This is a genomic window from Sphingomonas faeni, from assembly GCF_040407505.1.
GTDB classification, from domain to species: domain Bacteria; phylum Pseudomonadota; class Alphaproteobacteria; order Sphingomonadales; family Sphingomonadaceae; genus Sphingomonas; species Sphingomonas faeni_E.
In genome coordinates this window covers 96068-120649 of record NZ_JAPZPQ010000005.1, presented here as the reverse complement: position 1 = coordinate 120649, position 24582 = coordinate 96068, and the positions used below count along the sequence as shown (strand labels likewise).

Annotated in this window: 22 protein-coding genes; 8 read left to right on the top strand and 14 right to left on the bottom strand. The window is 65.4% G+C overall.

The window, feature by feature from the left end:
* Positions 1-16 precede the first annotated feature (16 nt).
* Positions 17-1477, bottom strand: a complete 1461-nt coding sequence (locus O6X71_RS15770) for an aldehyde dehydrogenase family protein (protein WP_353466669.1) — start codon at positions 1475-1477, stop codon at positions 17-19.
* Positions 1478-1583: 106 nt separating this feature from the next.
* Between O6X71_RS15770 and O6X71_RS15765 the strand changes: the two genes are divergently transcribed.
* The 3 genes from O6X71_RS15765 to O6X71_RS15755 all read left to right on the top strand — a co-directional run bounded on the left by O6X71_RS15765 (position 1584) and on the right by O6X71_RS15755 (position 4920).
* Entirely contained in the window at positions 1584-2558 is a 975-nt protein-coding gene (locus tag O6X71_RS15765; RefSeq protein ID WP_353466668.1) for a quinone oxidoreductase family protein, read from the top strand.
* 344 nt (positions 2559-2902) lie between these two features.
* Entirely contained in the window at positions 2903-3583 is a 681-nt protein-coding gene (locus tag O6X71_RS15760; protein WP_353466667.1) for a response regulator transcription factor, read from the top strand.
* The gene (locus O6X71_RS15755) at positions 3580-4920 is read left to right on the top strand and encodes a sensor histidine kinase (protein WP_353466666.1); all 1341 of its coding nucleotides are present in this window, start codon (positions 3580-3582) and stop codon (positions 4918-4920) included. The genes O6X71_RS15760 and O6X71_RS15755 overlap by 4 nt, the downstream gene beginning before the upstream one ends.
* A gap of 63 nt (positions 4921-4983) precedes the next feature.
* Here the strand turns inward: O6X71_RS15755 and O6X71_RS15750 are convergent, their stop codons facing one another.
* Positions 4984-7503, bottom strand: a complete 2520-nt coding sequence (locus O6X71_RS15750) for a TonB-dependent receptor (protein ID WP_353466665.1) — start codon at positions 7501-7503, stop codon at positions 4984-4986.
* Between the two features lie 264 nt (positions 7504-7767).
* Here O6X71_RS15750 and O6X71_RS15745 point away from each other — a divergent pair, with 264 nt between their 5' ends.
* Together O6X71_RS15745 and O6X71_RS15740 are read left to right on the top strand one after the other, a co-directional pair.
* Positions 7768-10830: a TonB-dependent receptor gene (locus O6X71_RS15745; protein WP_353466663.1), complete on the top strand. Its 3063-nt coding sequence runs from the start codon at positions 7768-7770 to the stop codon at positions 10828-10830.
* The gene (locus tag O6X71_RS15740; protein ID WP_353466662.1) at positions 10830-11864 is read left to right on the top strand and encodes a phytase; all 1035 of its coding nucleotides are present in this window, start codon (positions 10830-10832) and stop codon (positions 11862-11864) included. Before O6X71_RS15745 ends, O6X71_RS15740 begins: the two co-directional genes overlap by 1 nt.
* Positions 11865-11867: 3 nt before the next feature.
* On the opposite strand, the gene O6X71_RS15735 is transcribed toward O6X71_RS15740, so the two are convergent.
* From O6X71_RS15735 to aroQ, 8 genes are all read right to left on the bottom strand, one after another.
* Positions 11868-13205, bottom strand: a complete 1338-nt coding sequence (locus tag O6X71_RS15735) for an ABC1 kinase family protein (protein ID WP_353466661.1) — start codon at positions 13203-13205, stop codon at positions 11868-11870.
* Between the two features lie 539 nt (positions 13206-13744).
* Complete coding sequence (glnA, locus tag O6X71_RS15730) at positions 13745-15157, bottom strand: type I glutamate--ammonia ligase (RefSeq protein WP_353466660.1); 1413 nt, start codon at positions 15155-15157, stop codon at positions 13745-13747.
* Between the two features lie 144 nt (positions 15158-15301).
* The gene (locus O6X71_RS15725; RefSeq protein ID WP_055875939.1) at positions 15302-15640 is read right to left on the bottom strand and encodes a P-II family nitrogen regulator; all 339 of its coding nucleotides are present in this window, start codon (positions 15638-15640) and stop codon (positions 15302-15304) included.
* Between the two features lie 181 nt (positions 15641-15821).
* Positions 15822-16157: an arsenate reductase family protein gene (locus O6X71_RS15720; protein ID WP_353466786.1), complete on the bottom strand. Its 336-nt coding sequence runs from the start codon at positions 16155-16157 to the stop codon at positions 15822-15824.
* Positions 16154-16657, bottom strand: coding sequence for a hypothetical protein (locus O6X71_RS15715; RefSeq protein WP_353466659.1), 504 nt, complete (start codon positions 16655-16657; stop codon positions 16154-16156). Before O6X71_RS15715 ends, O6X71_RS15720 begins: the two co-directional genes overlap by 4 nt.
* A 17-nt stretch (positions 16658-16674) precedes the next feature.
* Positions 16675-18027: an acetyl-CoA carboxylase biotin carboxylase subunit gene (gene accC / locus O6X71_RS15710; RefSeq protein WP_353466658.1), complete on the bottom strand. Its 1353-nt coding sequence runs from the start codon at positions 18025-18027 to the stop codon at positions 16675-16677.
* Complete coding sequence (gene accB / locus O6X71_RS15705) at positions 18027-18515, bottom strand: acetyl-CoA carboxylase biotin carboxyl carrier protein (RefSeq protein ID WP_107955192.1); 489 nt, start codon at positions 18513-18515, stop codon at positions 18027-18029. Before accB ends, accC begins: the two co-directional genes overlap by 1 nt.
* Before the next feature lie 14 nt (positions 18516-18529).
* On the bottom strand, positions 18530-18964 hold the full coding sequence (gene aroQ, locus O6X71_RS15700; protein WP_056062978.1) for a type II 3-dehydroquinate dehydratase: 435 nt from the start codon (positions 18962-18964) through the stop codon (positions 18530-18532).
* 132 nt (positions 18965-19096) lie between these two features.
* On the opposite strand from aroQ, the gene thiS reads away from it, so the two are divergent.
* The 3 genes from thiS to O6X71_RS15685 all read left to right on the top strand — a co-directional run bounded on the left by thiS (position 19097) and on the right by O6X71_RS15685 (position 21333).
* Positions 19097-20104, top strand: a complete 1008-nt coding sequence (gene thiS, locus O6X71_RS15695) for a sulfur carrier protein ThiS (protein WP_353466656.1) — start codon at positions 19097-19099, stop codon at positions 20102-20104.
* A gap of 110 nt (positions 20105-20214) precedes the next feature.
* The gene (locus O6X71_RS15690) at positions 20215-20397 is read left to right on the top strand and encodes a CsbD family protein (protein WP_056050734.1); all 183 of its coding nucleotides are present in this window, start codon (positions 20215-20217) and stop codon (positions 20395-20397) included.
* Positions 20398-20670: 273 nt separating this feature from the next.
* Positions 20671-21333 carry an HAD-IA family hydrolase gene (locus tag O6X71_RS15685; RefSeq protein ID WP_353466655.1) on the top strand — a complete coding sequence of 221 codons (663 nt, stop codon included), beginning with the start codon at positions 20671-20673 and terminating at the stop codon, positions 21331-21333.
* Between the two features lie 18 nt (positions 21334-21351).
* Here the strand turns inward: O6X71_RS15685 and O6X71_RS15680 are convergent, their stop codons facing one another.
* From O6X71_RS15680 to O6X71_RS15665, 4 genes are all read right to left on the bottom strand, one after another.
* The gene (locus O6X71_RS15680) at positions 21352-21537 is read right to left on the bottom strand and encodes a hypothetical protein (protein ID WP_353466654.1); all 186 of its coding nucleotides are present in this window, start codon (positions 21535-21537) and stop codon (positions 21352-21354) included.
* A gap of 64 nt (positions 21538-21601) precedes the next feature.
* A complete protein-coding gene (locus tag O6X71_RS15675; protein WP_353466653.1) occupies positions 21602-22612 on the bottom strand; it encodes an alpha/beta hydrolase in 1011 nt (336 codons plus the stop codon).
* Between the two features lie 74 nt (positions 22613-22686).
* On the bottom strand, positions 22687-23112 hold the full coding sequence (locus tag O6X71_RS15670; RefSeq protein WP_353466652.1) for an MAPEG family protein: 426 nt from the start codon (positions 23110-23112) through the stop codon (positions 22687-22689).
* Positions 23113-23426: 314 nt separating this feature from the next.
* Positions 23427-24482, bottom strand: coding sequence for a 1,9-bis(guanidino)-5-aza-nonane synthase (locus O6X71_RS15665; protein WP_353466651.1), 1056 nt, complete (start codon positions 24480-24482; stop codon positions 23427-23429).
* Positions 24483-24582: the final 100 nt, after the last annotated feature.

The window sequence follows — 24582 nt, the reverse complement described above, 5'->3', positions numbered from 1 at the left end:
GAAAGGGCCTTGGAGGTTACGCCCCCGCTTCAGCCGGCTTTCCCTGGCGCACGTCACCCGGCAGGCCGGTGATCGTCTTCACCTCCATGAAGTCGGTCAGCCCATAGCGCCCGTTCTCGCGACCATTGCCCGACTGCTTGTACCCCCCGAACGGCGCGCCGATATCCGGGCTCCACGAGTTGATCGTCACCAGCCCCGCGCGCAACTTCGGTGCGACCTTCGCCGCCGCCGCCGGATCGCCCGAGATCGTTGCCGACAACCCGTATTCGGTCGCGTTGGCGATGCGGATGCCTTCGTCCTGATCGGCATACGACGTGATCGTCGCAACCGGGCCGAACGTCTCCTCCTGCGCGATCCGCATGTCGGGGCGGACATCGGTGAACAAGGTCGGCTGGATGTAATACCCAGCGTTACGCCCGTCCGGCCGACCCACGCCGCCCGTCACCAAGGTCGCGCCTTCGTCGATCGCGGACTGGATCAGGCCCTGAATCTTGTCGAATTGCGCCTTGTTGACGACCGGGCCGATGTGCTGGCCCATCTCGGCGGGATCGCCGACCTTGGTCTGCTCCATCATCGACTTCACGATCGCCGTCGCCTCGGCGACCTGGCTCGCATGCACCAGCAGCCGGGTCGGCGCGATGCAGCTCTGCCCCGAATTGGCGAGCACGCCGGCCACGGTGGGCGGCAACACCGCCGCTAGGTCCGAGCCCTCAAGCACGAGGTTCGCCGCCTTGCCGCCAAGCTCCTGGTGCACGCGTTTCACGGTAGGGGCCGCCGCCAAGGCGACCGCGATCCCGGCGCGTGTCGAGCCGGTGAAGCTCACCATGTCGACGTCGCGATGCGCGCACAATGCTGCGCCGACGCCTGGACCGTCACCGTTGACGAGGTTGAACACCCCCGCCGGCACCCCCGCCGCATCCATGATCTCCGCCAGGATAACCGCGCACGAGGGCGCTTCCTCGGACGGCTTGAGGATCATCGTGTCGCCCGCGGCCAGCGCAGGCGCGACCTTCGCGCAGATCTGGTTCAGCGGCCAGTTCCACGGCGTGATCATCGCCACGACGCCGAGCGGTTCGTGCACGACGGTCGCCTTGCCGATCGTTTCCGAGAACGCGAACGCCGCCAGTGCCTTGGCGGTCGCCGAGAAATGCGCGAGCCCGGTGGGGGCCTGCGCCATCGAGGCGAGTGCCATCGGTGCGCCCATCTCCTGCGACATCGCCTTCGCCAGATCGGGTATCCGCGCCTTGTATTCGATCATGATCCGGCCGAGCGCATCGAGCCGCTCCTGGACGCTCGTCTGGCTCCAGCTCTCGAACGCCGACCGGGCCGCGGCCACGGCCTTGTCGACGTCGGCGGCGGTGCCGAGCGTGATCTCGGTGCAGGGCTGCTCGGTCGACGGGTCGATCACCTGATAGACGGTGCCACCTTCGCTCTCGACCCAGACGCCGCCAATATACTGCTTCAAATAGCTTTTCATCGTGCCTCTCCGCATCTTGTCTCGCCAAGGAATGGGCTCGCCCGAGATCGGTTGCAACCCGAAACGCATGCCGTAGGTTGATCGGGAAATTCATCAGGAGGCCGGCATGGCGAGAGTGGCATTCATCGAGAGGACCGGCGGCCCCGAGGTCATCCAGTGGCGCGACGTCGAACTGCCACCGCCGGGCAAGGGCGAGGTCTGGATGCGCAACACCGCGGTCGGGCTGAACTATATCGACACGTACCACCGCAGCGGCGTGTACCCGATCGACCTGCCATCGGGTCTCGGCAGCGAGGCGGCGGGCGTGGTGATGGCAGTCGGCGAGGGCGTCACCGACTTCGCGCCCGGCGACCGGGTCGGCACCTTCGGACCGTCCCGCGGCGCCTACGCGACCGAGCGCAACGTGTCCGCGGACCAACTGTTCAAGCTCCCCGACACCCTCGACGACCAGACCGCCGCGGCGATCCTGCTCAAGGGCTGCACCGCCGAGTTCCTGGTCGAGCGCTGCGCCAAGGTCCAGGCGGGCCAGACCGTGCTCGTCCACGCGGCCGCGGGCGGAGTCGGACACATCCTGGTCGGCTGGCTGAAGGCGATCGGCGCGACCGTGATCGCCAGCGTCGGCAACGAAGACAAGGCGACGCGGACGCGGAAAGCCGGCGCCGACCACGTCATCCTCCACAAGTCCGAGGACATCGCCGCGCGCGTCCGCGAGATCACCGACGGCAAGGGCGTGCCTGTGGTCCTCGACGGTGTCGGGCGTGCGACGTGGGACGCGTCTCTCGACAGCGCGGCCAGGCGTGGGCTGATCGTCAGCTACGGCAATGCGGGCGGGGTGGTCGACGGTGTCAACATCGGCGTCCTCGCGCGGAAAGGCTCGCTGTTCGTAACGCGGCCGACGCTGTTCGATTACTACGTCACGCCGGAGGAGAGGCAGGCCGGCATCGCCCGCCTGTTCGCCATGCTCGACAGCGGCGCGGTCACGCCGGAGATCGGCCGGACCTTTCCGCTCGAAGAGGCTGCCGCCGCCCATCGCGCGATCGAGGCGGGTGAGACTTCGGGTAGCACGATCCTGCTGCCGTAACTGCATGCGAGAAGGTGTGTTCACGCGAAGGCGCGAAAGCGCAAAGAAGATTTGTTCGCGCGGAGACGCGGAGGCGCGGAGGTGTTGCGGGCGGTATGGCCGTCTCGTGCATCATCTTGCGACGACGATGAAGGGGACCGTTGGTCCCGGAGAACTCTCCGCGTCTCCGCGTCTCCGCGCGAACCCATTCTTCTCATCTCTTCGCGCCTTCGCGCCTTCGCGTGAACCAATGCGACGTTTTCGCTAGGCGACGGACGGCGTTTGTAGCCTCCAGCTGGCGCCGCAAGACGCTTGTACGCGCGACGATGCACGATAGGACAGATGCTTGTCCAAGTGAGACCGTGATGAGCCTGAACATTCTGCTGGTCGAGGACGATGCCGTGTTCGCGCAGGCGATGGCCGAGGAACTGCGCGGGTTCGATCACGGCGTGACCGTCGCGCCGAATGGCCGCGACGCACTCGCCGCGGTGGACAGCCAGGCGTTCGATGCGGTGATCCTCGACCGGATGCTCCCGAAGATCGACGGCATTTCCGTGCTGGAGCGGCTGCGGAGTGCGAACATCACGATGCCGGTCATCATGCTCAGCGCGCTCGGCCGCTCGGTCGAGAAGGTCGAGGGGCTGGAGGCCGGCGCGGACGACTATGTGGTCAAGCCGATCGCCGCGGTCGAGCTGAACGCACGCCTGCTCGCGCTGATGCGCGGACGCGGCTGGACCGGTAGCGCCGGCGACACGATCCATGCTGGCGATATCGTCGTCAGCCCGACCAAGTTCCGCGCGTGGCGCGACGGCATCGCGCTCGATCTTGGCAAGCTCGAGTTCAAATTGCTCGCCGAGTTCGTCGCCAATGCCGATGCGGTGCTGACGCGGGCGATGTTGGTCGAGCGGGTCTGGGGATACGACTTCGCACCGACCACCAACATCGTCGACGTCTATGTCCGCCATCTGCGCGTGAAACTGACCGCGGCGGGCGGCGACGATCCCATCCGCACGGTGCGCGGCGTCGGATACATGCTGCGCGGATGACGCGCCTGCGGTCGCTGCGCGCGTTGACGCTGGCGTTCCTAATCGCGTTCCTCGTCGCCACTCTCGGCACCGGGTTCGCGATCTACACCGCGACGCAGCGCACGATCGAGCGACTGGTCGACCGTCGTATCCTGGTCGTGAGCGATGCGGCCGCCGGCATCTCCGGCGACCGCAGTCCCGAAGAACTCGTCCGGCGGATCAACGCCGCGACCCGCGAGCGTGATACCGGCGATATCGGCTTCCTGCTGCTCGACGCGACCGGTCGCAGGCTCGGCGGCAACATCGCCTTGCCGCGTCGCCTGCCGATGGGCTTCTCGACGGTCGCGTTGAAGGACCAGATCGCGGGACTTTCGGCCGGGCGTGCGCTGGTCCGCGACGTCGGGCACGGCATGACGCTGGTGACGATCGCCGAGACCGAACCGTTCGACGACTATAATGCGGCACGTGTCCGGATCTACCTCATTGGTTTCGGATCGATCCTGCTGGTCGTCATCGGTGGCCTGCTGTTCTTCGTCATCACGATCGGGCGGCGGATCGGCGAGACCCGGCGGACGGTCGACGCGATCATCGACGGCGACATGTCGCGGCGCGTACCGGTCGATCGATCGGGCGGCGAGTTCGCGCATCAGGCGGTGGCCTTCAACCGTATGCTCGACCGTATTGCGGAGTTGATGGCCGGTATCAGCAACGTCTCCAACGATATCGCGCATGATCTTCGCACGCCATTGGCGCGCCTGCGCAGCCAGTTGGCACTGGCGTTGCGTCGGGCCCAGACGGACAGCCAGCGCAACGATCTCGAAACCGCGATCGCGATGAGCGACGAACTGCTCGAGATGTTCGGGGCGATGCTGCGGATCGCCGAGATCGAAGGCGGCGATCGGCGCGCGGCGTTCGCGACGCTCGATCTGGCGGCGCTGGCCGAAGAGATCGCGACGATGATGCAACCGGTAGTCGCCGATGGCGGCCGGACGCTGGCGCTGGGAACATCGCCCGTGGCTGAGATCGTCGGCGATCGCCAACTACTCGGCCAGATGCTCGTGAACCTTATCGAGAACGGGCTCCGCCACACCCCACCCGGCACCCGCATCGAGATTGGCGTCACGACCACTAGCAAGACTGCCACGCTCACGGTGACCGATACCGGCCCCGGCATTCCGGCGGATCAGCGCAAGCTGGCGTTGCGGCGGTTCGGGCGGCTCGACGCCAGCCGCCACGACGAAGGGCACGGTCTTGGCCTACCCCTGATCCAGGCGATAGTCCGGCTTCACCGCGGCACCCTCCTACTCGAAGACGCGGCCCCCGGACTGCGTGTCGTCATCGCCCTACCCAAGCGCTGAAACGACGAAACCCGGACAGGCTCGACGCCGGTCCGGGTTCGTCTTTCTACACGGTCACCGCGATCAGAACTTGACCGAAGCCTCCATGCCGTAGGTGCGCGGCGCGTTAAAATTGCCGTAGTCGCCCAGCACGTTGTTGACGCTGCCCGATGTGAGGTTGGTCGTCGGAGCGCCCGGCAGGCTGTTCGACGGGTCGCGGCGGAACACGTATTGCTTGTCGAACAGGTTGCGGACCCAGGCCGAGATCGTCACCGCATTGCTGCCGCCGACGTGGATGTTCGCCAAGGCGAGGCGGGCGTTGGCGATGAACGCGGGGTCGTTCTTTGTCGCGAACTGATCGAAGGTCTGCGTCGCCTGCGAGTAGTTGCCGTCGAGGTGGAACTTCAGGTCCATGTCGCCGACCGGCATCGTGTAGTCGACCGATCCGTTGGCAGCATTGCGCGGCGTGAACACGATGTAGAAGTTTTGGTACACGCCGGTCGACGCGATCAGCACCGGCGGGATTTTCGTGTAGGTATAAGCATAGCCTGCGGTCAGCGTCAGGCCGTCGACCGGCTGCACGGTCAGGTCGGCCTCGATCCCGCGGATCTTGGTGATACCGGGCGCATTGATCGTCACGAGGTTGTTGAAGCTGCCCGACGCGGTCGTCTGGATCGAGCTGATGTCGACCTGGCTGTTCTTGCGATCCATGATGTAGCCGGCAAGGTTCAGGCGCGCACGGTGGTTCCAGAAATCGGTCTTCGCGCCGATCTCGTACGACTTCACGTCCTCGGGGTTGAACGTCTGGTAGTTGGACGTCCGCGAGCTGGCACCGCCGGCACGGTAGCCGGTCGCGTATTTTGCATAGACGTGGACCGAGTCACTGGCGTCATAGGCGAGCGTCGCCATTGGATTGAAGCGGTTCCAGGTGGCGTCGAGCGGCGCATAGCCGGCCGCGGTCAACTGGGCCTGGGTCGCCGTGTCGTAGTTCAAGTTACGCGAGAAATGCAGCACGCCCTGCTTCTCGTCGCGCGTGTAGCGGCCACCGGCGGTCAAGTGAACGCGGTCGGTCGCGTTCCAGGTGACCTGGCCATAGCCGGCATAGCTCTTCGAATGCACTTCCGAGGCACGATCGATCGATCGACAGCCGACGAGCGAGCCGAACCCGCCCGACCCGGTGCAGGGATCGAGCACCGAGATCGTCGTCAGCGACGAATTGAACGCCAGCGAGTTCGGCGTCGCCGCGTCGTCGCTGATGTGTTCGTTGAAGTAATACAGCCCGGCAACGTAATCGAACTGGCCGACCGTGCCGACCGCCTGGAATTCCTGGCTGAACTGGTTCTGATGGAGGTCGGCGAGGCTGTAGCGGCTGAAGTTACATGCACTGCCGACGCAGCCAGCGGCAACGACGGGGACGCGGTGATAGCCGCCGCTATTGTCGTACTGCGTCGCGTTCACGCCGCGCCACGCGGTGATCGAGCGGAGTTCGATCTCGGGTGCGACGTCCCAGCGGATGTTCGAGGTGAAGCCGTGCGTCTTGTCGATGCTCGGTTGCTGTGGAACGCCGATGTCGGCGACCTTCATCCGGCTGTCGCCGTTGACGACGACCTGGCTCGGGAGCGGCTTCACGCTGCCGGTCAGCGTCGTGTAGTTGGTGCCGGGAAGCGCGCAGGCGGGCGAGGCGGATTGCGCACCGGCCTTGCACCCGTTCGGGTTCACGTTGAGCAACTGGCTATAGAACGGGCTGTTCGAGTCGTAGCCGTTATCGTAGCTGAAATCGGCGGTCATGCCCGAGATCGGGCGGACACGTGCGGTCGCCTTGAAGCCGCGGCGATGATAATAATTGAAGCCGGTCTGGTCCGCGAGCGGGTTTTTGGTGGTCGCGTCCTGATGCTGGATGACGCCGTCGAGCTTCAGCGACACGCCGTACGTTTCGGGCAGGTCGACATGCAACATACCGTTATAGCTGCCGTAGTTGGCGATCCCGCCGGTCGCGCTGCCGCCCCATTTGCCGCTCGGGCCCTTGGTGACGATGCTGAGCGCGCCGCCTTCGGTGTTGCGACCGAACAGCGTGCCCTGCGGGCCCTTGAGCACTTCGATCCGGTCGACGTCGAACAGCGCCGCGTTCAGGCCGTGCTGGCGACCGAGATAGACGCCGTCGATATATACGCCGACACCCTGCTCGCGTGCGGGCTGGTTGGCGTCGAGCGGAACGATGCCGCGGATACCGATCGTCAGCGCGGACTGGCGCGCCTCGAACGTCGCGACGCGCAACGACGGCACCGCGCCGTCGGCGAGATCGTACAGGCTCTGGACGTGGCGGTCGGTCAGCGCCTGGCTGCTCAGGACGTTGATCGCGATCGGCGTCTTCTGAAGGTTCGTCTCGCGCTTGGTCGCGGTGACGACGATCTCGCCGAGACCGGTCTGGTCGGCGGGTTCCGCAGTGGCGGGGGCCGGATCGATCACGGGGTCTGCGGCAGCGGCAGCGGGCGCCGTATCCTTGGCGGCGGTCGGCGCGGGGGCCGCGAGCACTGGCGACGCGATCGCGACCGTCAGGGCGGCGCCGGCCAGCAGCCGCAAGCGCAGGCTTGCTGAATTCAACATCGAGAGTTTCCCTTTTTCGGCAGTCTTTGCCTTGAAGGGCGCGATAGGCGGCGGTCGTGGCACGTCCGTTACGAATATAAGAATCACGTGTCCGGCGATTTTAACGTTGGTTTAATGTGGGATTCTGCTCGCGCGTACGTGAGGCAATCCCAGATGACGCCGCTGTCACGCGTCTGTCATGCAAAGGTAACGTCGGTGCCATGCACGGCCGCTACCGCGCCTCCCAAGCCGGCTGAAGAAGTCGGGACCACCCGGGGGAATACCATGAAATCGAACCTGTCGACCCGCGTCCGCGGTCGCGTCCTCGCGCATGCGCTGCTCACTGGCTGCGCGCTGACTTCGCTGACCGCCACCAGCGCCTATGCGCGTCCCGATGCCGCGACCCCGGTCGGCGCACCGCGCGCGCTCGGGAGCATCACCGGTACCGTGTCGCAGGCAGGCAGCGGCGACTATCTCGACGGTGCATCGGTCTCGATTCCGGCACTCGACCTGTCGACCGTGGTCGACCGCACCGGAAGGTTCTCGCTGGTCGGTGTCCCCGCCGGCACGCACGAACTCGTGATCCGCTATGTCGGCTTCCCCGACGCACGCCGGACCGTGACGGTCGCCGATGCCGCCGTGACGCTCGACGTCGCGATGACTACCGAAGTCGGTGCGAATCCGGGCGAGGGCGACGAGATCGTCGTTTCCGGCTCGCGCCCGATCGCGGAGTCCGAGGCCGCCGCGCTCCAGATCCAGCGGACCAGCCCCTCGCTCGTCTCGGTCATCGCCTCCGATTCGATCGGTCGCCTGCCCGACCAGAACGTCGCGCAGGCAGTTAGTCGTCTCCCCGGCGTCGGCGTCCAGCGCGACCAGGGCCAGGCGCGCTACATCACGCTGCGCGGCGCGCCGATCAACTGGACCACCTTGTCGATCGACGGCATCAACGTCGTCAGCCCGGAAGGTCGCGACGCACGTTTCGATTCCATCCCCTCGGCGATCGCGTCGCAGATCATCGTGCGCAAGGCCGTCACCCCCGACATGACCGGCGAGACGATCGCTGGCAACGTCGACATCATCACGCGCTCGGCGTTCGATTATCCCGGCATGAAGGTGCAGGCCAAGGGCGGTGTCGGCCATGTCGAACTCGGCAAGAAGACCGAATATGAGGGTTCGCTCGTCATCTCCGACCGGATCGACACCGGCATCGGCGAGTTCGGTATCGTCTCGTCCGCCAGCCTGTATCGTCGCGGCATGGTCACCGACAATTTCGAGACCGACTTCGAAGCGGTCGATCGCGATCTACGGCCCGGCTTCGAAAACCGCAAATGGGCGCGCGAGACCGAGAACAAGCTGTATCGTCTGACGCGGAAAAACTACTCGCTGTCGACCCGGCTCGACTGGCGCCCGGCGCCCGGCCACAAGCTGTTCGCGGAGTCGATCTACTCGGCGTTCCAGGACGACGAACAGCGCAACAACTACATCTTCGATCTCGACGACCAGCAGTCGCGCACGCCCAATGGCACCGCCGCCTGCACCGTCAACGCACGACCCGCGACGGGCACGACCGGCTATGCCGACGTCTGCACCGGCAACACGCCGCTGCTGGGCACGGTCTACGGCATCGATCTCAACTCGAACTTCACCGTGCGCAAATACAAGCAGTCGGTGTTCACGAACACGGTCGGCGGCGATCACGAACTCGGCGCCTGGAACGTCAAATGGCGCGGTAATTTCACGCGTTCGATCGACGATCGCTCGCAGCCTGCACAGCTGAACTACGACAGCCCGTCGTTCGGCACCAACGGCGCGAACGCCGCCAACCGCCTGACCGTCGCCTATGACCTGACCAACCCACAGCTCGCCAAGGTCCAGCTGTTCCGCACGATCCGCAACGCCGACGGTACCTTCTCGCGTGGCGCTCAGGTCACGGCAATCGAGGACTTCCCGCGCACCCTGGCCCGCTTGCGGTCGCTGAAGGCGCAGGACGTGACCGAAGCCTACACCGCCAAGCTCGACATCAGCCGCGAAGCGTCGGTGTTCGGTGCGCAGACGGTGTTCGCGGCGGGCGTACGCTACGACGATCGCACAAAGACCGCGAACGAGTATCTGCTCGAGCTGAGCACGCCGGCCCAGTTCGCCGCGGCCGGCATTCCAACCGGGTACGCGGCAATCGCCAAGCCGGGCGGGTTCCAGGGCGAGATCCCGCTCGGCTACACGTTCCAGTATTTCGATCGGGACAAGATCCTGGCGCTGGTCGATCAAGCCAAGGCGGTCAGCCCGTTCGTGTCCACCGACGCCAATTTCTACGATGTCGGCGAGAAGGTTTATTCCGCCTATGCGATGGCGACGACGACCACCAACTGGGGCAGCGTCATCGGTGGCGCGCGCGTCGAGCATATCCGCAACGGCGCCGGCGCGTTCTCGTCGCTCGGCCTGATCGACGTGAAGTCGAGCCAGACGCTCGTCTATCCAAGCCTGCACGTGAACTGGGACGTCAACGACCGGATGAAGGCGCGACTGTCGTTCAACACCGGCGCCGCGCGCCCGGATTACGATCAGCTTCGCCCCAATCTCAGTGTCAACGACGCGAACGCGACCATCTCCGGCGGCAACCCCGACGCGAAGCCCGAAAAGGCCAAGGGCGTCGATCTCTATGTCGAATATTACACGATGCCGCGCGGCTTCCTGTCGATCGGCGCGTACTACAAGGACGTCACCGATGTCCTGTTCGACTCGACCCGGACCTACGGCCAGACCAACCTGAACGCTGCGGGCGTCGATCGGTCGGGCTATGTCTACTCGACCATCATCAACGGCGGCAAAGGCTATATCATGGGGATCGAGGGCGCGATCCAGCAGCAGCTCGACCCCTTCACCGCAGATCTCGGCCTGCCCGACTGGATGGGCGGCTTCGGCGTCCAGCTCAACGCGACGATCAACAAGAGCCGTGCCGATACGCCGGCAACAGGTGCGATCCCGTCGCGGAAAGTTCGCCTGCCCGGCGCATCGGATGCGATCTACAATCTGATCGCCTATTACGAAAAATACGGCTTCTCGGCCCGCGTTTCGTACCAGAACCGGTCGGCGTGGCTCGATGCGATCGGCGCGGTCGACACGGTCGGTGGCGTCGTCCGCGGCGTCGATGGCGGCGATTTCTATTGGGCCAAGGACAATGAACTCGACGCGTCGGTTCGCTACGCGATCAACGGCAATGTCGAGATCTACGGCGATTTCGCCAACCTGCTGAACGGTCCTGGCCGCCGCTATGTCGGTTCCTCAGCATACACGATCGAGCATGAGACGTTCGGCCGGCGCTACACCGGCGGCGTCCGGGTGACGTTCTGATGCGCATGCTGCCCTTTGCCGCGTTGCTGCTCGCGGGATGTGCAACGACGTCGGCCCCGGTGGCGGTCGAGGCGCCGACAGTCGCGGCAACCGCCGAGACCGACCCGGTCGACACCGCCGCCGATGCCGCGGACGATCCCGCGATCTGGCGCAATGCGGGCGATCCGGCGAAAAGCCTCGTCATCGGCACCGACAAGAAGGCGGGCATCCACGTCTACAGCCTGGCGGGCAAGCGCCTCAGCTTCACCCCGGCCGCGCGGCTCAACAACGTCGACCTGCGCGATCTTGGCGCCAAATCTGGCGGGCGCGTGATCGCCGCTGCCAGCGACCGGGCCGACATCGCCACCGCTCATGTCTCGCTGTTCACGCTCGACACGGCGGCGGCAAAGCTCGTGCCCCTCGGCCGCTTCCCGGTTGGGCCGGGCGAGGCCTACGGCATGTGCCTCTGGACCCGCGCAAGCGATCACGCGCTGTTCGGCTTCGTCGTGCTCAAGGACGGCCGCATCGACCAGGTCGCGATCGACCTCTCCGGCGCATCGCCCAAGGTCACGACGGTCCGATCAATGAAGCTCGGCACCCAGTCCGAAGGCTGCGTCGTCGACGACCGCACCGGACAGCTCTATGTCGCGGAAGAAGATGTCGGCCTCTGGCGCTTCGATGCCGACCCATCGGCATCGGTCACGGCAACCGTGATCGCCAAGGTCGACGGCAAGACGCTGGTCGCCGACGCGGAGGGCCTAGCGCTCGCCCCGTCGGGCAGGAACGGCGGCTATCTCGTCGCGTCGAGCCAGGGCGACAACGCCTACACGCTCTACCGCCTGCCAGGCGTCACCTATGCCGGGCGCTTCCGGATAGGCGGCGGCGCGATCGACGGTACGAGCGATACCGACGGGATCGAACTGATCCTCGGCAACTTCGGCCCCGCCTACCCCCAGGGCCTGTTCGCCGCACAGGACGGCGACAACGCGCCCGCCACGCAGAACTTCAAATACGTCAGCTGGGCCGGCGTGAAGCGCGCACTCAAACTGCGCTGATCCTTACGATGGCACGCCGTCGCAATAGGCGGCGACCATCGTGCGAATGTCGACCCGCGCCTTGAGACGAGCGGCGAGCAAGGCGGTGCCGCTGATCTTGCGCTGGACGAACAGCGTGTCGATCGGGGGCAGGTGCCAGGTGTCGCGGTCGCGCGCGATCTCGGTGCCCTGCTCGCGCAGCACGCCGACGAAGGCGCGGTCGCCGAAGTCGAACGGGCCGGGCTTGGCGAGTTCGCCGAGGATGACGTCGATCATCCGGTCGACCAGTGCGCGATGCTGGAGAACGGCCGCTTCGCCGAGGAACCCTGCGGCGATCGCAGCTTCGCGTACCGCGTCACCGTCGCCGGCGAGGGCAGCGGTAAGCAGGCGGCGATAGCCTTCGCCGGTTTCGGCAGGGAGGGGGCGGGCGGCGCCGAAATCGAGCAGGACGAGCTTTTCCGTCTCGGGCTGCCAGCGGTAGTTGGCGAAGTTCGGATCGGTCTGCATCAGCCGCCAGTCGAACAGTTCGCGCAACACAAGCGAGATCAGGTCGTGCATCACCTGGTCGCGAACGTCCTGTGGCGCGGTTTCCAGCGTCTCGACGGGGACGCCGGTGACGAAGCTCATCGCGAGGACGCGTGGCGTGGTCAGCTCGGAGTAAAGCTTTGGGACGACGAACTGCGACTGGTCGGCAAGCAGGTCGCCGTAACGCGCGAGCATCTGCGCCTCGCGGAGGTAATCGGCCTCCTCGTGAAGCTGCTTCTTCGCCTCGTCGAGCAACGGGGCGATGTCGAGCGACTTGGGGAGCATGCCGGACACGCGGAGAAGGGTCGCGACGTTGTCGACGTCGGCGTCGATGCTCTCCTTCACGCCTGGATACTGGACCTTGATCGCCAGTTCGGTGCCGTCGGGTAGGCGGGCGCGGTGGACTTGGCCGATCGAGGCGGCGGCGACGGGATGCGCCTGGAAGTGCGCGAAGCGACGGCGCCAGTCCTTGCCCCATTCGGCGGCGAGTACGCGATCAAGCTGCTGCGGCGGCATATGGTTCGCGTTGTTGCGCAAACGCGCGAGGATGGTGGCGAGTTCGGGTGGTAGCATGTCGCCCGCGTCCATCGAGATCATCTGCCCCAGCTTCATCGCGGCACCGCGGAGGTGCGAGAGCTGGTCGGCGACGCGCGTGGCGTTGGCGGGGGTGAGGAGAAGGTCGCCGATCTTGGGGCGTTCGCCGTTCGCAAGACGGCGGGCGCCTTCGGCCACGACTCCGCCGGCGACACCGCCCGCGAGTTTGCCGAAGACGCCGAGACGGGCGAGGCGGCCGCTCGGGATCGCGCGTCCGGCGCTGTTGCCGCTGTCTTCGGTCACGGATGTTCCTTGGGTTTTGGGGGCGGTGCGTTGCGATTGGGATATGGGTGCCGGGCACGTTCGATCAATCCGAGCCCATCCTCGAAGTTAACCAAGGCTACCCTTGTTCTCCCGCAATGTTTGTTCTCCCGCGAAGGCGGGAGCCCAGACTGGATCCCCGCCTTCGCGGGGAAACAAGCTTGGCGCGGACACCGGGCCATACCTTTTGTGATCTTGTCATCGCCGAGCCCATCGTCATCCCCGCGCAGGCGGGGATCCATAACCTCGACCGCTCGCGCTCCTATCGCACGGGCAGCCAGTATGGGTTCCCGCCTCCGCGGGAATGACGGGAGGGGGTACTGTTCTGATTCCCCCCATCCGAACTCGCCAGAACGAAGAGGAGGAATCTCGTTAGGCCTAACAGAAAAGAGCGCCCGGATTGCTCCGGACGCCCTCTTCTAATTCAGCGACGTGGCGAAGCCACGCCGTCGGTCGTCGCTACACGACGCCGGCCGACAGCGGATATCCGCTGCGCGGATCGGCGCGAGCGTGGTCGCGCCTTATCCGCTGTAATACATGTCATACTCAACCGGGCTCGGCGTCATCTCCCAACGCGCAACCTCGGCGTACTTGATCTCGACATAGCTCTCGATCTGATCCTTCGAGAACACGTCGCCCTTCAGCAGGAAGTCATGATCCGCGAGCAGGCATTCGAGCGCCTCGCGGAGCGACCCTGCGACGGTCGGGACCTGAGCGAGCTCTGCCGGCGGCAGGTCGTACAGGTTCTTGTCCATCGCTTCGCCCGGATGGATCTTGTTGAGGATGCCGTCCATGCCCGCCATCATCAGCGCCGCATACGCAAGGTACGGGTTGGCCAGCGCGTCCGGGAAGCGCACTTCGACGCGCTTCGCCTTGGGGCCGGTGCCGTACGGGATGCGGCACGATGCCGAGCGGTTGCGTGCCGAGTAGGCGAGCAGCACCGGCGCTTCGTAGCCGGGGACGAGGCGCTTGTAGCTGTTGGTCGACGGGTTCGTGAACGCGTTGACCGCCTTGGCATGCTTGATGATGCCGCCGATGAAGTACAGGCACATGTCGCTGAGGCCCGCATAGCCGTTGCCGGCGAACAGCGGGGTCTTGCCTTCCCAGATCGAGAAATGCGTGTGCATTCCCGAGCCGTTGTCCTCCTTGATCGGCTTCGGCATGAACGTCGCGGTCTTGCCGTACGCGTGCGCGACCTGATGGACGACATACTTGTAGATCTGCATGCGATCCGCGGTCTGCGTCAGCGTGCCGAAGGTCAGGCCCAGCTCATGCTGCGCAGCCGCGACCTCGTGGTGATGCTTGTCGCAGGGCAGGCCCATCTCGATCATCGTCGAGACCATCTCGCCGCGGATGTCGACGGCCGAGTCGACCGGTGCGACCGGGAAGTAACCGCCCTTGGCGCGCGGACGGTGGCCGAGGTTGCCGCCCTCATATTCGCGACCCGAATTGCCCGGCAGCTCGATGTCGTCGATCTTGTAATAGCTGGTCGAATAGCTGTTCTCGAAGCGGACATCGTCGAACATGAAGAATTCGGCTTCGGGGCCGACATACACCGTGTCGCCGACGCCGGTGGTCAGCAGATACGCCTCGGCGCGCTTGGCGGTCGATCGCGGATCGCGCGAATATAGTTCCCCGGTCGACGGATCGGCAATGTCGCAGATCAGGATCATCATCGGCGTCGCCGAGAACGGATCGACATAGACCGCGTCGAGATCGGGCTTGAGCGTCATGTCGCTCTCGTTGATCGCCTTCCAGCCCTCGATCGACGAGCCGTCGAACATCAGGCCGTCGGTCAGCTCGTCTTCGCCGATCAGGCTGGCGACCATCGTCAGATGCTGCCACTTGCCCTTGGGATCGGTGAACCGCAGATCGACCCACTCGATCTCCTGGTCCTTGATCATCTTGAGAACGTCGGAGGCCGAATTCGCCATGATGCTTGCCCTTCGTTTTTGAGATTTCCGCCGCAGCATGCGGGGAATCTAATTGCGGTATGGAACGGAATTCCCACACAATGTTGCGCCGCGTCAAATGACGATGTCGTCACCCGTCGTCAACGCCCTATGCGTGGTCTGGAACTAGATTGCGTCGTCGTCGCGCTCGCCGGTGCGGATGCGAAGCGCGCTCTCGACCGGGATGACGAAGATCTTGCCGTCGCCGATCCGGCCGGTCTGCGCGGCCGCGGCGATCGCCTCGACGACGCGTTGCGCGAGCCCGTCCTCGACGACGACTTCGAGCTTCACCTTGGGCAGAAAGTCGACGACATATTCCGCGCCGCGGTACAGTTCGGTGTGGCCCTTCTGCCGGCCGAACCCCTTGGCCTCGGTCACGGTGATGCCGCTCACGCCGATCTCGTGCAGCGCTTCCTTCACCTCATCCAGCTTGAACGGCTTGATGATGGCTTCGATCTTTTTCACAGGTACGCCCCCGATTGTTGAAACCCCCGCCCTTGCGAGCGAGCTGTACGCCCTGAAGGGCGCCTTGCACCAAGCGTGCCAGCCGCGGCGCCCTCGGGCAACCGCGGAATATCGTTGATTTCACTGCCCGAAATTGCGGCACCTGGGCGGTGCGTGCGCAATCCAAGGGCAGGGGAGCCGATCACAGGATCTCTTGCAGCCGCGCGATCGGGCGGCCGAGCCTAACACCCTTGTCGGTCTCGACCAACGGGCGCTCGATCAACAGCGGATCGATCATCATCGCATCAAGGATCGCCTCGGCATCGCCGTGCTTGACCGCCTTGGCGCCGTCCTCGGCCATGCGAAGGCCCTGGCGCGGCGTCATGCCCGCGCGGTCGTAGAGACGGACGAGTTCCGCGCGGGAGGGCGGGTTCTTGAGGTATTCGACGATCGTGACGTCTGCCCCGGCCTCTTGCAGCAGCGCGAGCGCCTCGCGGGACTTCGAGCAACGCGGGTTGTGGTAGATCGTCGCCTTCACGATGTCGGCTTCCCCGTCCGCCATTCTGTCATAGCACGCCGATATTGCTCGGATGCCTTGAGCCGCGGCATGTACCGGATCGGGCGGCGGCTCGCGAACGGCACGCTCATGTTCGTCAAACTTCCCCGTGCACCGCAATAGGTGCTGCACCCCCGATTGCCATCGTCAAGCTTGAGCGAAGACCCGACATGAGAGACGGTGAGCACGCACGCCGGTTCCCCGGGTAACGGCGCTTCGAGCTCGCGATAGACGAGTGTCGTCCCGCGGGAAGTCGCGATGCCAGCAATGTCGCACTGATGACCGTTGAAGAAATCGAGATGCGCGCGGACATAGGCTGCATTCGCGGCTACGGGCACGATCTCGACGACATTCTCCCCCGTGTATTTTTCGCCGGTTACCGTGCCGTTGGCGAACTGGGCATAATAGCGCCCAGCCAATCCCTCGACCGGATCGGGGAATGCCGGTCCCGCAGCCAGCAGGACCGGAACGGCAAGCAACATCCACCGCGACATCGTACCTACGCCCCCTGTTTGGCCAACCACTCTTCCAGCCACTTGATCGTGTACGCGCCTTCCTGGAACTCGGGATCGTCGAGCAGCGCACGGTGCAGCGGGATTGTCGTCGTGACGCCCTCGATCACCATCTCCTCGAGCGCACGCCGCAACCGGCGCAACGCACCCTGACGAGTCGTCCCGTAGACGATCAGCTTGGCGATCATCGAGTCGTAGTAAGGCGGCACGCGATACCCGGCATACAGCCCGCTATCGACGCGCACATGCATTCCGCCCGGCGCGTGATACACCTTTACCAGCCCCGGGGACGGCGCGAACGTGCGCGGGTCCTCGGCGTTGATGCGGCATTCGATCGCATGGCCGCGGAACTGGACGTCTTCCTGGCGGAGCGTCAGCGGATGACCCTCAGCCACCCGAATCTGCTCGCGCACCAGGTCCAGCCCGGTGATCATCTCGGTCACCGGATGCTCGACCTGGAGCCGGGTGTTCATCTCGATGAAGTAGAATTCGCCCGCTTCCCACAGGAACTCGATCGTCCCCGCGCCGCGATAGCCCATGTCGGCCATCGCCTTGGCGACGATCCCGCCCATCCGCTCGCGCTCTTCGGCGGTGATGATCGGCGAGGGGGCTTCCTCCAGTACCTTCTGGTGACGGCGCTGCAACGAGCAGTCGCGCTCGCCGAGATGGATCGCGTTGCCGTTGCCGTCGCCGAAGATCTGGAATTCGATATGCCGCGGATTGCCGAGGTATTTTTCCATGTAGACGGTCGCGTCGCCGAACGCCGCCTTCGCCTCGCTGCCGGCCTGCTGCATCTGCGTTTCGAGGTCTTCGGGATCGTTGACGACCTTCATTCCGCGACCGCCGCCGCCGCTAGCGGCCTTGATGATCACCGGATAGCCGATGTCCTCGGCGATGCGCTTGGCCTCGGCGATGTCGCTGATCGCACCGTCGGACCCGGGGACGAGCGGCAGCCCGAGCGCGCCCGCGGTGCGCTTCGCATGGACCTTGTCACCCATCGTCCGGATGTGCTCGGGCTTGGGGCCGACGAACAGGATGTTGTGGAGCTCGACGATCTCGGCGAACTGCGCGTTCTCGCTGAGGAAGCCGTAGCCTGGATGGATCGCGTCCGCGCCCGAGATTTCGGCCGCCGAGATGATGTTCGGGATGTTCAGATAGCTGTCCGCGGCGGACGGCGGTCCGATGCAGATCGCCTCGTCGGCGAGCCGGACGTGCATCGCGTCGGCGTCGGCGGTCGAGTGCACAGCCACCGTCTTGATGCCCATCTCGTGGCAGGCACGGTGGATCCGCAGCGCGATTTCGCCGCGATTCGCAATGAGCAGCTTCTTGATTTGCGGCATTATTCCACCACGACCAGCGGCTGGTCGAACTCGACCGGCTGGCCGTTCTCGACGAGGATCGCGGTCACCGTGCCCGCCGACGGTGCGACGATCGTGTTCATCACCTTCATCGCCTCGATGATCAGCAGCGTGTCGCCCGCATTGACCTTCTGGCCGACCGTCGAGAACGGCTTCGCCTCGGGGTTGGCGGCGAGATAGACGGTGCCGACCATCGGCGACTTGACTGCGCTCGCGCTGATCGCGGGGGCAGATGCGCCGACCTCGGCCTGCGGGATCGACAACGGTGCCGAGACGGGGGCCGGAGCGGGCGCCGGCGCATAATGCGCCACGGGTGCGGCTTGGGCGGCCTTGCGCGCGACGCGAATCCGGCGCGAGCCGTCCTCGACCTCGATCTCGGTCAGCTGCGTGGTGTCGAGCAATTCGGCGAGCTGGCGCACCAGGGTCACGTCGACCTGCATTGCGCCCGTGTTTTCAGTTGTATCGTTCATGGCGGGGCCTCCTGTCAGAACCGTGCGACGGCTTCAAGCGCGAGCAGATACGAAAGCGCGCCGAAACCCGCGATCGTACCCTTCGCCGCCTGACCGACCAGGCTCACATGCCTGAACGATTCACGCTTGTGGGGATTGGAAAGATGCACTTCGATCACCGGCGTCTTCACGCCCTTTATCGCGTCATGCACCGCGACCGAGGTGTGCGTGAACGCACCCGCGTTGAGGATCACGGCCTTGGCACCGCGCGCCTGCGCCTCCTGGATCCAGTCGACGAGGTGCCCCTCGTGATTCGACTGGCGCATATCGATCTCCAGGTCGAGCTCGCGGGCGCGATCCTCCAGCATCCCCGCGATGTCGTCGAGCGTCTCGTCGCCATAGATTTCCGGCTCGCGCGTTCCCAGCAGATTGAGGTTGGGGCCGTTCAGGACGAATATCGTATCGGGCAAGGGTGGCCTTTCGGTTACGGGTCGGTTGCGGGTGCTGCGGAGCGGTCTCTATATGCGCGTCACGCCATTCCTTACAGGCTCGTCTCGCGTCAAGTCGAGCCGCGCCGTCGCTATATAGTGGACCCTGTACCCATGCCCCATTCCGATGGCACCGTCTCGATCACCGTCAACGGCGAGCACAAGCGCGTCTCCGCCGGGCTCTCGCTGGCAGGGCTCGCGACCGAACTCGGCCTCGTACCCGAGAAGATCGCGGTCGAGCGCAACATGGAGGTCGTGCCGCGCTCGACGCTGGCAGACGTGATGGTCGAGGACGGCGACGACCTGGAGATCGTGCATTTCGTCGGTGGTGGCGATCATGATGATAGCCGGCATGAGGACCGCTGGACCGTCGCAGGCCAGACCTTCAAGTCGCGGCTGATCGTCGGCACCGGCAAGTACAAGGATTTCGCGCAGAACGCCGCCGCGGTCGAGGCTTCGGGTGCGGAGATCGTCACGGTCGCCGTCCGCCGCGTCAACGTGTCGGATCGCAATGCGCCGATGCTGACCGACTTTATCGACCCGAAGACAATCACCTACCTCCCCAACACCGCGGGCTGCTTCGACGCCGAATCGGCGATTCGCACGTTGCGCTTGGCGCGCGAGGCGGGAGGTTGGGAACTGGTGAAGCTCGAAGTGCTCGGCGAGGCGAAGACGCTCTATCCCGACATGGTCGAGACACTGCGCGCGACCGAGATCCTGGCGAACGAGGGCTTCAAGCCGATGGTCTATTGCGTCGACGATCCGATCGCCACCAAGCGCCTCGAGAACGCCGGCGCGGTCGCGATCATGCCGCTGGGCGCGCCGATCGGTTCGGGGCTCGGCATCCAGAACCGCGTGACGATCCGGCTGATCGTTGAGGGGGCAGGGGTGCCCGTGCTGGTCGACGCCGGCGTCGGCACCGCGTCGGATGCGGCGGTGGCGATGGAACTCGGCTGCGACGGCGTGCTGATGAACACCGCAATCGCCGAGGCGAAGGACCCGCTGATGATGGCCGCCGCAATGAAGGCCGCGGTCGAATCGGGGCGGCTCGCGTACCGCGCCGGGCGGATGGGGCTGCGGCGCTATGCCGATCCTTCGAGCCCACTGGCGGGACTGATCTGAAACATAGGTCATGACGCAAACGTCACGGAACCCACGATAAAGACGGCCGTTATACATTCGCAAGTCAAGCGGCCCGGTTGGCGGGTCCGCACAAGCAAGTGGAGGCTCTGATGGGCGAGTTCACCGACAAGGTCGCAGCAGCAGGCAACAAGGTTGCAGGTAACGTCAAGGAAGCCGTCGGCAAGGCGACCGACAACGAGAAGCTGGTAGCCGAAGGCGAGGCGCAGCAAGCCAAGGGCACTGCGCAGAACGTCAAGGGCAGCGTCAAGGGCGCACTCGGCGACGACATCTAAGCTTTAGCTTGGTGTAGGAATACAGGTCGCTACGGGAAACCGGAGCGGCCTTTTCTTTGCGTGTTCTTTGTGTGGTAGGTTTTTGCTGCCGCCACTATCAGAACTGCCACCACCCCGGCGAAGGCCGGGGTCCAAGTGGGGGATGGGTCTGATTAAGGGAGGCGCGCCGTTACCTCAGACATGCCAATTGGGCCCCGGCCTTCGCCGGGGTGGTGCAGAGAGCCGCACCAAACCGCCTTGCCCAACCCGCCAACCTCCCTCACGAGCACCCGCATGACCCTCCCAACCCGCAGCTACGCCGCATTCCTGTTCGACATGGACGGCACGATCCTCACCTCGATCGCGTCCGCCGAGCGAACCTGGACGAAGTGGGCGATCGCACACGGCCTCGACGCAGCAACGTTCGTGCCGACGATCCACGGCGTGCAATCGGTCGAGACGGTCCGACGCCTGAACCTCCCCGGCGTCGACCCGGTCGCGGAAGCCGCAGCGATCACTGCGGCCGAAATGCTCGACGTCGGCGACGTCGAACCGATCGCCGGCGCCGCCGCATTCCTGGCCAGCTTGCCCCCGGAGCGCTGGACGATCGTCACCTCGGCCCCCCGCGCGCTAGCCGAAGTCCGCCTAAAGGCCGCCGGGCTGCCGATCCCCGCGACCATGATTGCCGCGGACGACATCCCCAACGGCAAGCCCGCACCCGATTGTTTCCTGGTCGCAGCCGAACGACTCGGCGTCTCGGCGAGCGATTGCCTGATGTTCGAGGATGCCCCTGCCGGCATCACTGCCGGCGAGGCAGCGGGCGGGGATGTCCTGGTAATCACGGCGACGCACGGGACGAGCCACCAGATTGATATGCGTCATCTGCGGATTGACGATTATCTGGACGTGACCGCCACGATCACCTCAGACGGTCGAATGGCGGTTACGTTTCGCTGACCGGGACGAAAGATCGGCTCAATCCGCATCACCAGATCGCTGCGCCCGCGCGATCAGTTCGTCGAGCGCTGCCTCATCCAGCCGACCCGCCGTGCTCAACGCCGCTTCGGGCGTCATCGCGATAACCGCTCCGTCCGGCCCGTCGATCACGACCTCGCCATTTTCATGGAAGACGTCGCGGGGTTCGGCATGCGGACGGGTCATCGCGCTCTCCTGATCTTTCAGGACAAACGTCAGTCAGGACGGATAGGTCCGCGATGCTGACTCATCATCGTCCGCCGTCGACCAGTTCCCCCATCCAGCGATCGAACAATTGCGGCCACAACGACCCAGGCGATCGCGGAGACAGGCGCGTGCCGAAGCCGTGTCCGCCATGCTGAAGGAAATGCGCCTCGGCAGGGATGCCAGCGCGGCGGGCGGCGGCGAGCGTATCGACGCTGTTGGCGACCGGGACCGTGTTGTCGTCCTCGGCATGCACGAGGAACAGTGGCGGGTCGCCAGCCTTCAACTGGCGGTCGATCGCGTAGCGCGCCTGGACCGCGGGCAGCGGATCGGGACCGAGCAGGTTCGCGCGCGATCCGCCGTGGCTGCGGCCGGGATCCATGTTCGAGACCGCGTACATGAGTCCCGCCCAGGCGGGCCGTGCCGAATGGCGATCGGCGGCGTCGACCGGGCGATAAGCCTTGAACTCGTGTAGCACCGTCACGGACCCGGCGAGGTGCCCGCCCGCCGAGAACCCTAGCACGCCGAGCTTCTCCGCCCTGATCCCGTAGGCGCGTGCATTGGCACGGATCAACCGCATCGCGCGCTGTGCGTCGGCGAGCGGGACGTCGGCGCGGTCCGCCCAGCCTTCGCCGGGCAGGCGGTAGCTAAGCACGAACGCGGTGATGCCGAAACCGTTCAGGACGCGCGCGACGTCGATGCCCTCGTTGCGCAGCGACGTGATCGAATAGCCGCCGCCGGGCACGATCAGGACCGCGCGGCCGTCGGGCCGAGCCGGGCGGAACACGCCGACCTCGGGTCGCACCACGCCGCGCATCTGGAAATCGCGATACCCATCGGGATAGCGCGGCATCCGCGGCTGCGGCACCGGCAGGGGGTTCGGCGCGCCTGGCGGGATACCCGGCCACAACGCGAACCGTTCTGCGGGCGGCCACATCGGCGGGTCCGTCGCGCGAGGCTGAGCAGCAGTGAACTGCGCACCGCTCCGCGCGAATGCAGGAAGCGCCAGCCCGGCGGCAAGGGGGAGGGTGAGAAGCGAACGGCGATCGAAGGTCATGGCGAAATCCTAGACGATCGGATCGCGTTCGGGGAGAGGCGGGCGCCGCGATCGGCGATTATTCGCGGGCTCTCTCAAAACACGGCGAGCGCGGCGTGCGGCGTGAGCGCGACGAGCATCAGGCTCGACAGCATGAACAGGAGAAAGCGGGCGCGGACGCGGTTGCTGATCGCCTGCACGAGGCTGTGCGCAATCCGCAGCGCGACATAGGCCCAAGCGATCCAGGCATTGATGCCGTTGCCTGTGCCGCTCAGCGCCAGCACGGCGCATACCGCGTAGAACAGCGTCGGCTGTTCCATCAGGTGGTTGTGATTGTGCGCCTTCCACTGAATGTGAGGCGGCAGCGCGCGATCGGCATCCGCCGCCTTGGTGCCGACGAGCTTGCCCATATCGACGCCGGCCGCCTTCATCGCCGGCAACCGCGTCGCAAGCGTCCAGCCCAGCATCACGAGCGTCCACGCGATCAGGACGACCATCGGTCGCAGGATGTCGCTGTGCATGAGAAAGCCTCCCCCGGTTATCCGGAGGAGGCTGCATCAATTGCCGGGTTGGGGCAACGCTATCTCAATCCTCCCCCGCCAGGGGGAGGTGGCAGGCACTTGCCTGACGGAGGGGGAGGAGAGGGCAACCAGCGTTATCGCCGCCTCCCCCTCCGCCGCTTCGCGCCACCTCCCCCTTGCGGGGGAGGATCGTACAGCGCGCTCGCTACCCGTTACCCCGGACCAGTTCCGGGGTCCACCGTTCCGCGTACTCTCAACTCGGCGAGGATGCGGAGCGGTGGATGCCGGAACGAGCCCGGCATGACGGAGGCGCCTCAGTCGAAGCTCGCGCCCCACTTGCGGACCGGGCGGTCCTTCCAAAGCCCACGATGATACGCATCCGACGCCAGCAGCGGCATGACCGAGCCCGCCTCCGCGAACACCATCTGCTCGATGCCAGTGTTAACCTTGCCCCAAGAAGCCGCTTCCTGCAGCGTCGAGGACGAGCACGCACCGTCACGCACGTCGGCGACCGTGATCTGCACCGCGTACTTGTGAACCTGGACGTCGTCGTGACCGAGGATCTCGGCGCAAACCACCGTGTCCTGGATGAAGTTCTTCGGCACGCCGCCGCCGATCATGAGGAGCCCGGTGGTGCCCGCCTTGATCTTGATCTCGGTGAGCTCGCGGAAGTCGGCGATGGCGTCGAGGACCATGTACGGCTTGCCCGCCTTCACCGCGTCGACCTGGTGCTTGACCAGACCGAAGCCCGCCGACGAATCGACGAACGCCGGGCAGAAGATCGGCACGTCATGCTCATAGGCGAGCTTGACGAGGCTGTTGTCCTTCTTGCCGTGCTCGACGAGATACTTGCCCATCTCGCGGATGAACTCGCGGCTCGAATAGGCGCGCGGCTCGAGCGTCTCGGCGATCTCGAAGATCGTGTGGTCGACGTGCTGGAGCTCTTCCTCGTCGATATAGGTGTCGTAGATCCGATCGATCATCAGCGAGCGCAGCACGTCGTCGTGCGGCACTTCGAGCGCCTGGTAATGCTTGTGGCCGAGGCCCTCGAAGAAATCCATGTCGACGATCGTCGCGCCGGTCGCGACGATGCCGTCGATCATGTTGTTGCGCAGCAGCTCGGCATACAGGTCCATGCAACCGCCGGCGCTCGTCGAGCCTGCGATCACGAGGAAGATCGTGCAGTCCTTGTCGGCCAGCATCTGGTTGTAGATGTCGGTCGCACGGCCGAGATCGCGGCTGGTGAACGACATCTTCTTCATCGCATCGACGATCGGCCGCGCGTCGAAGCTGGTGATGTCGATATGCTCGACGGTGGTGGAAAGGAGTTCCGCCTTGCGCTGCGCGTCGATGCGGGTGTCTTCGGTCATGTCTAATTTCTCCTGATCCCCCCTCCCGCCTGCGGGAGGGGGCTAGGGGGTGGGCGCGCGCTCACCGCGAACGCGCCAAATGTGGAAAACGCGCGCCCAC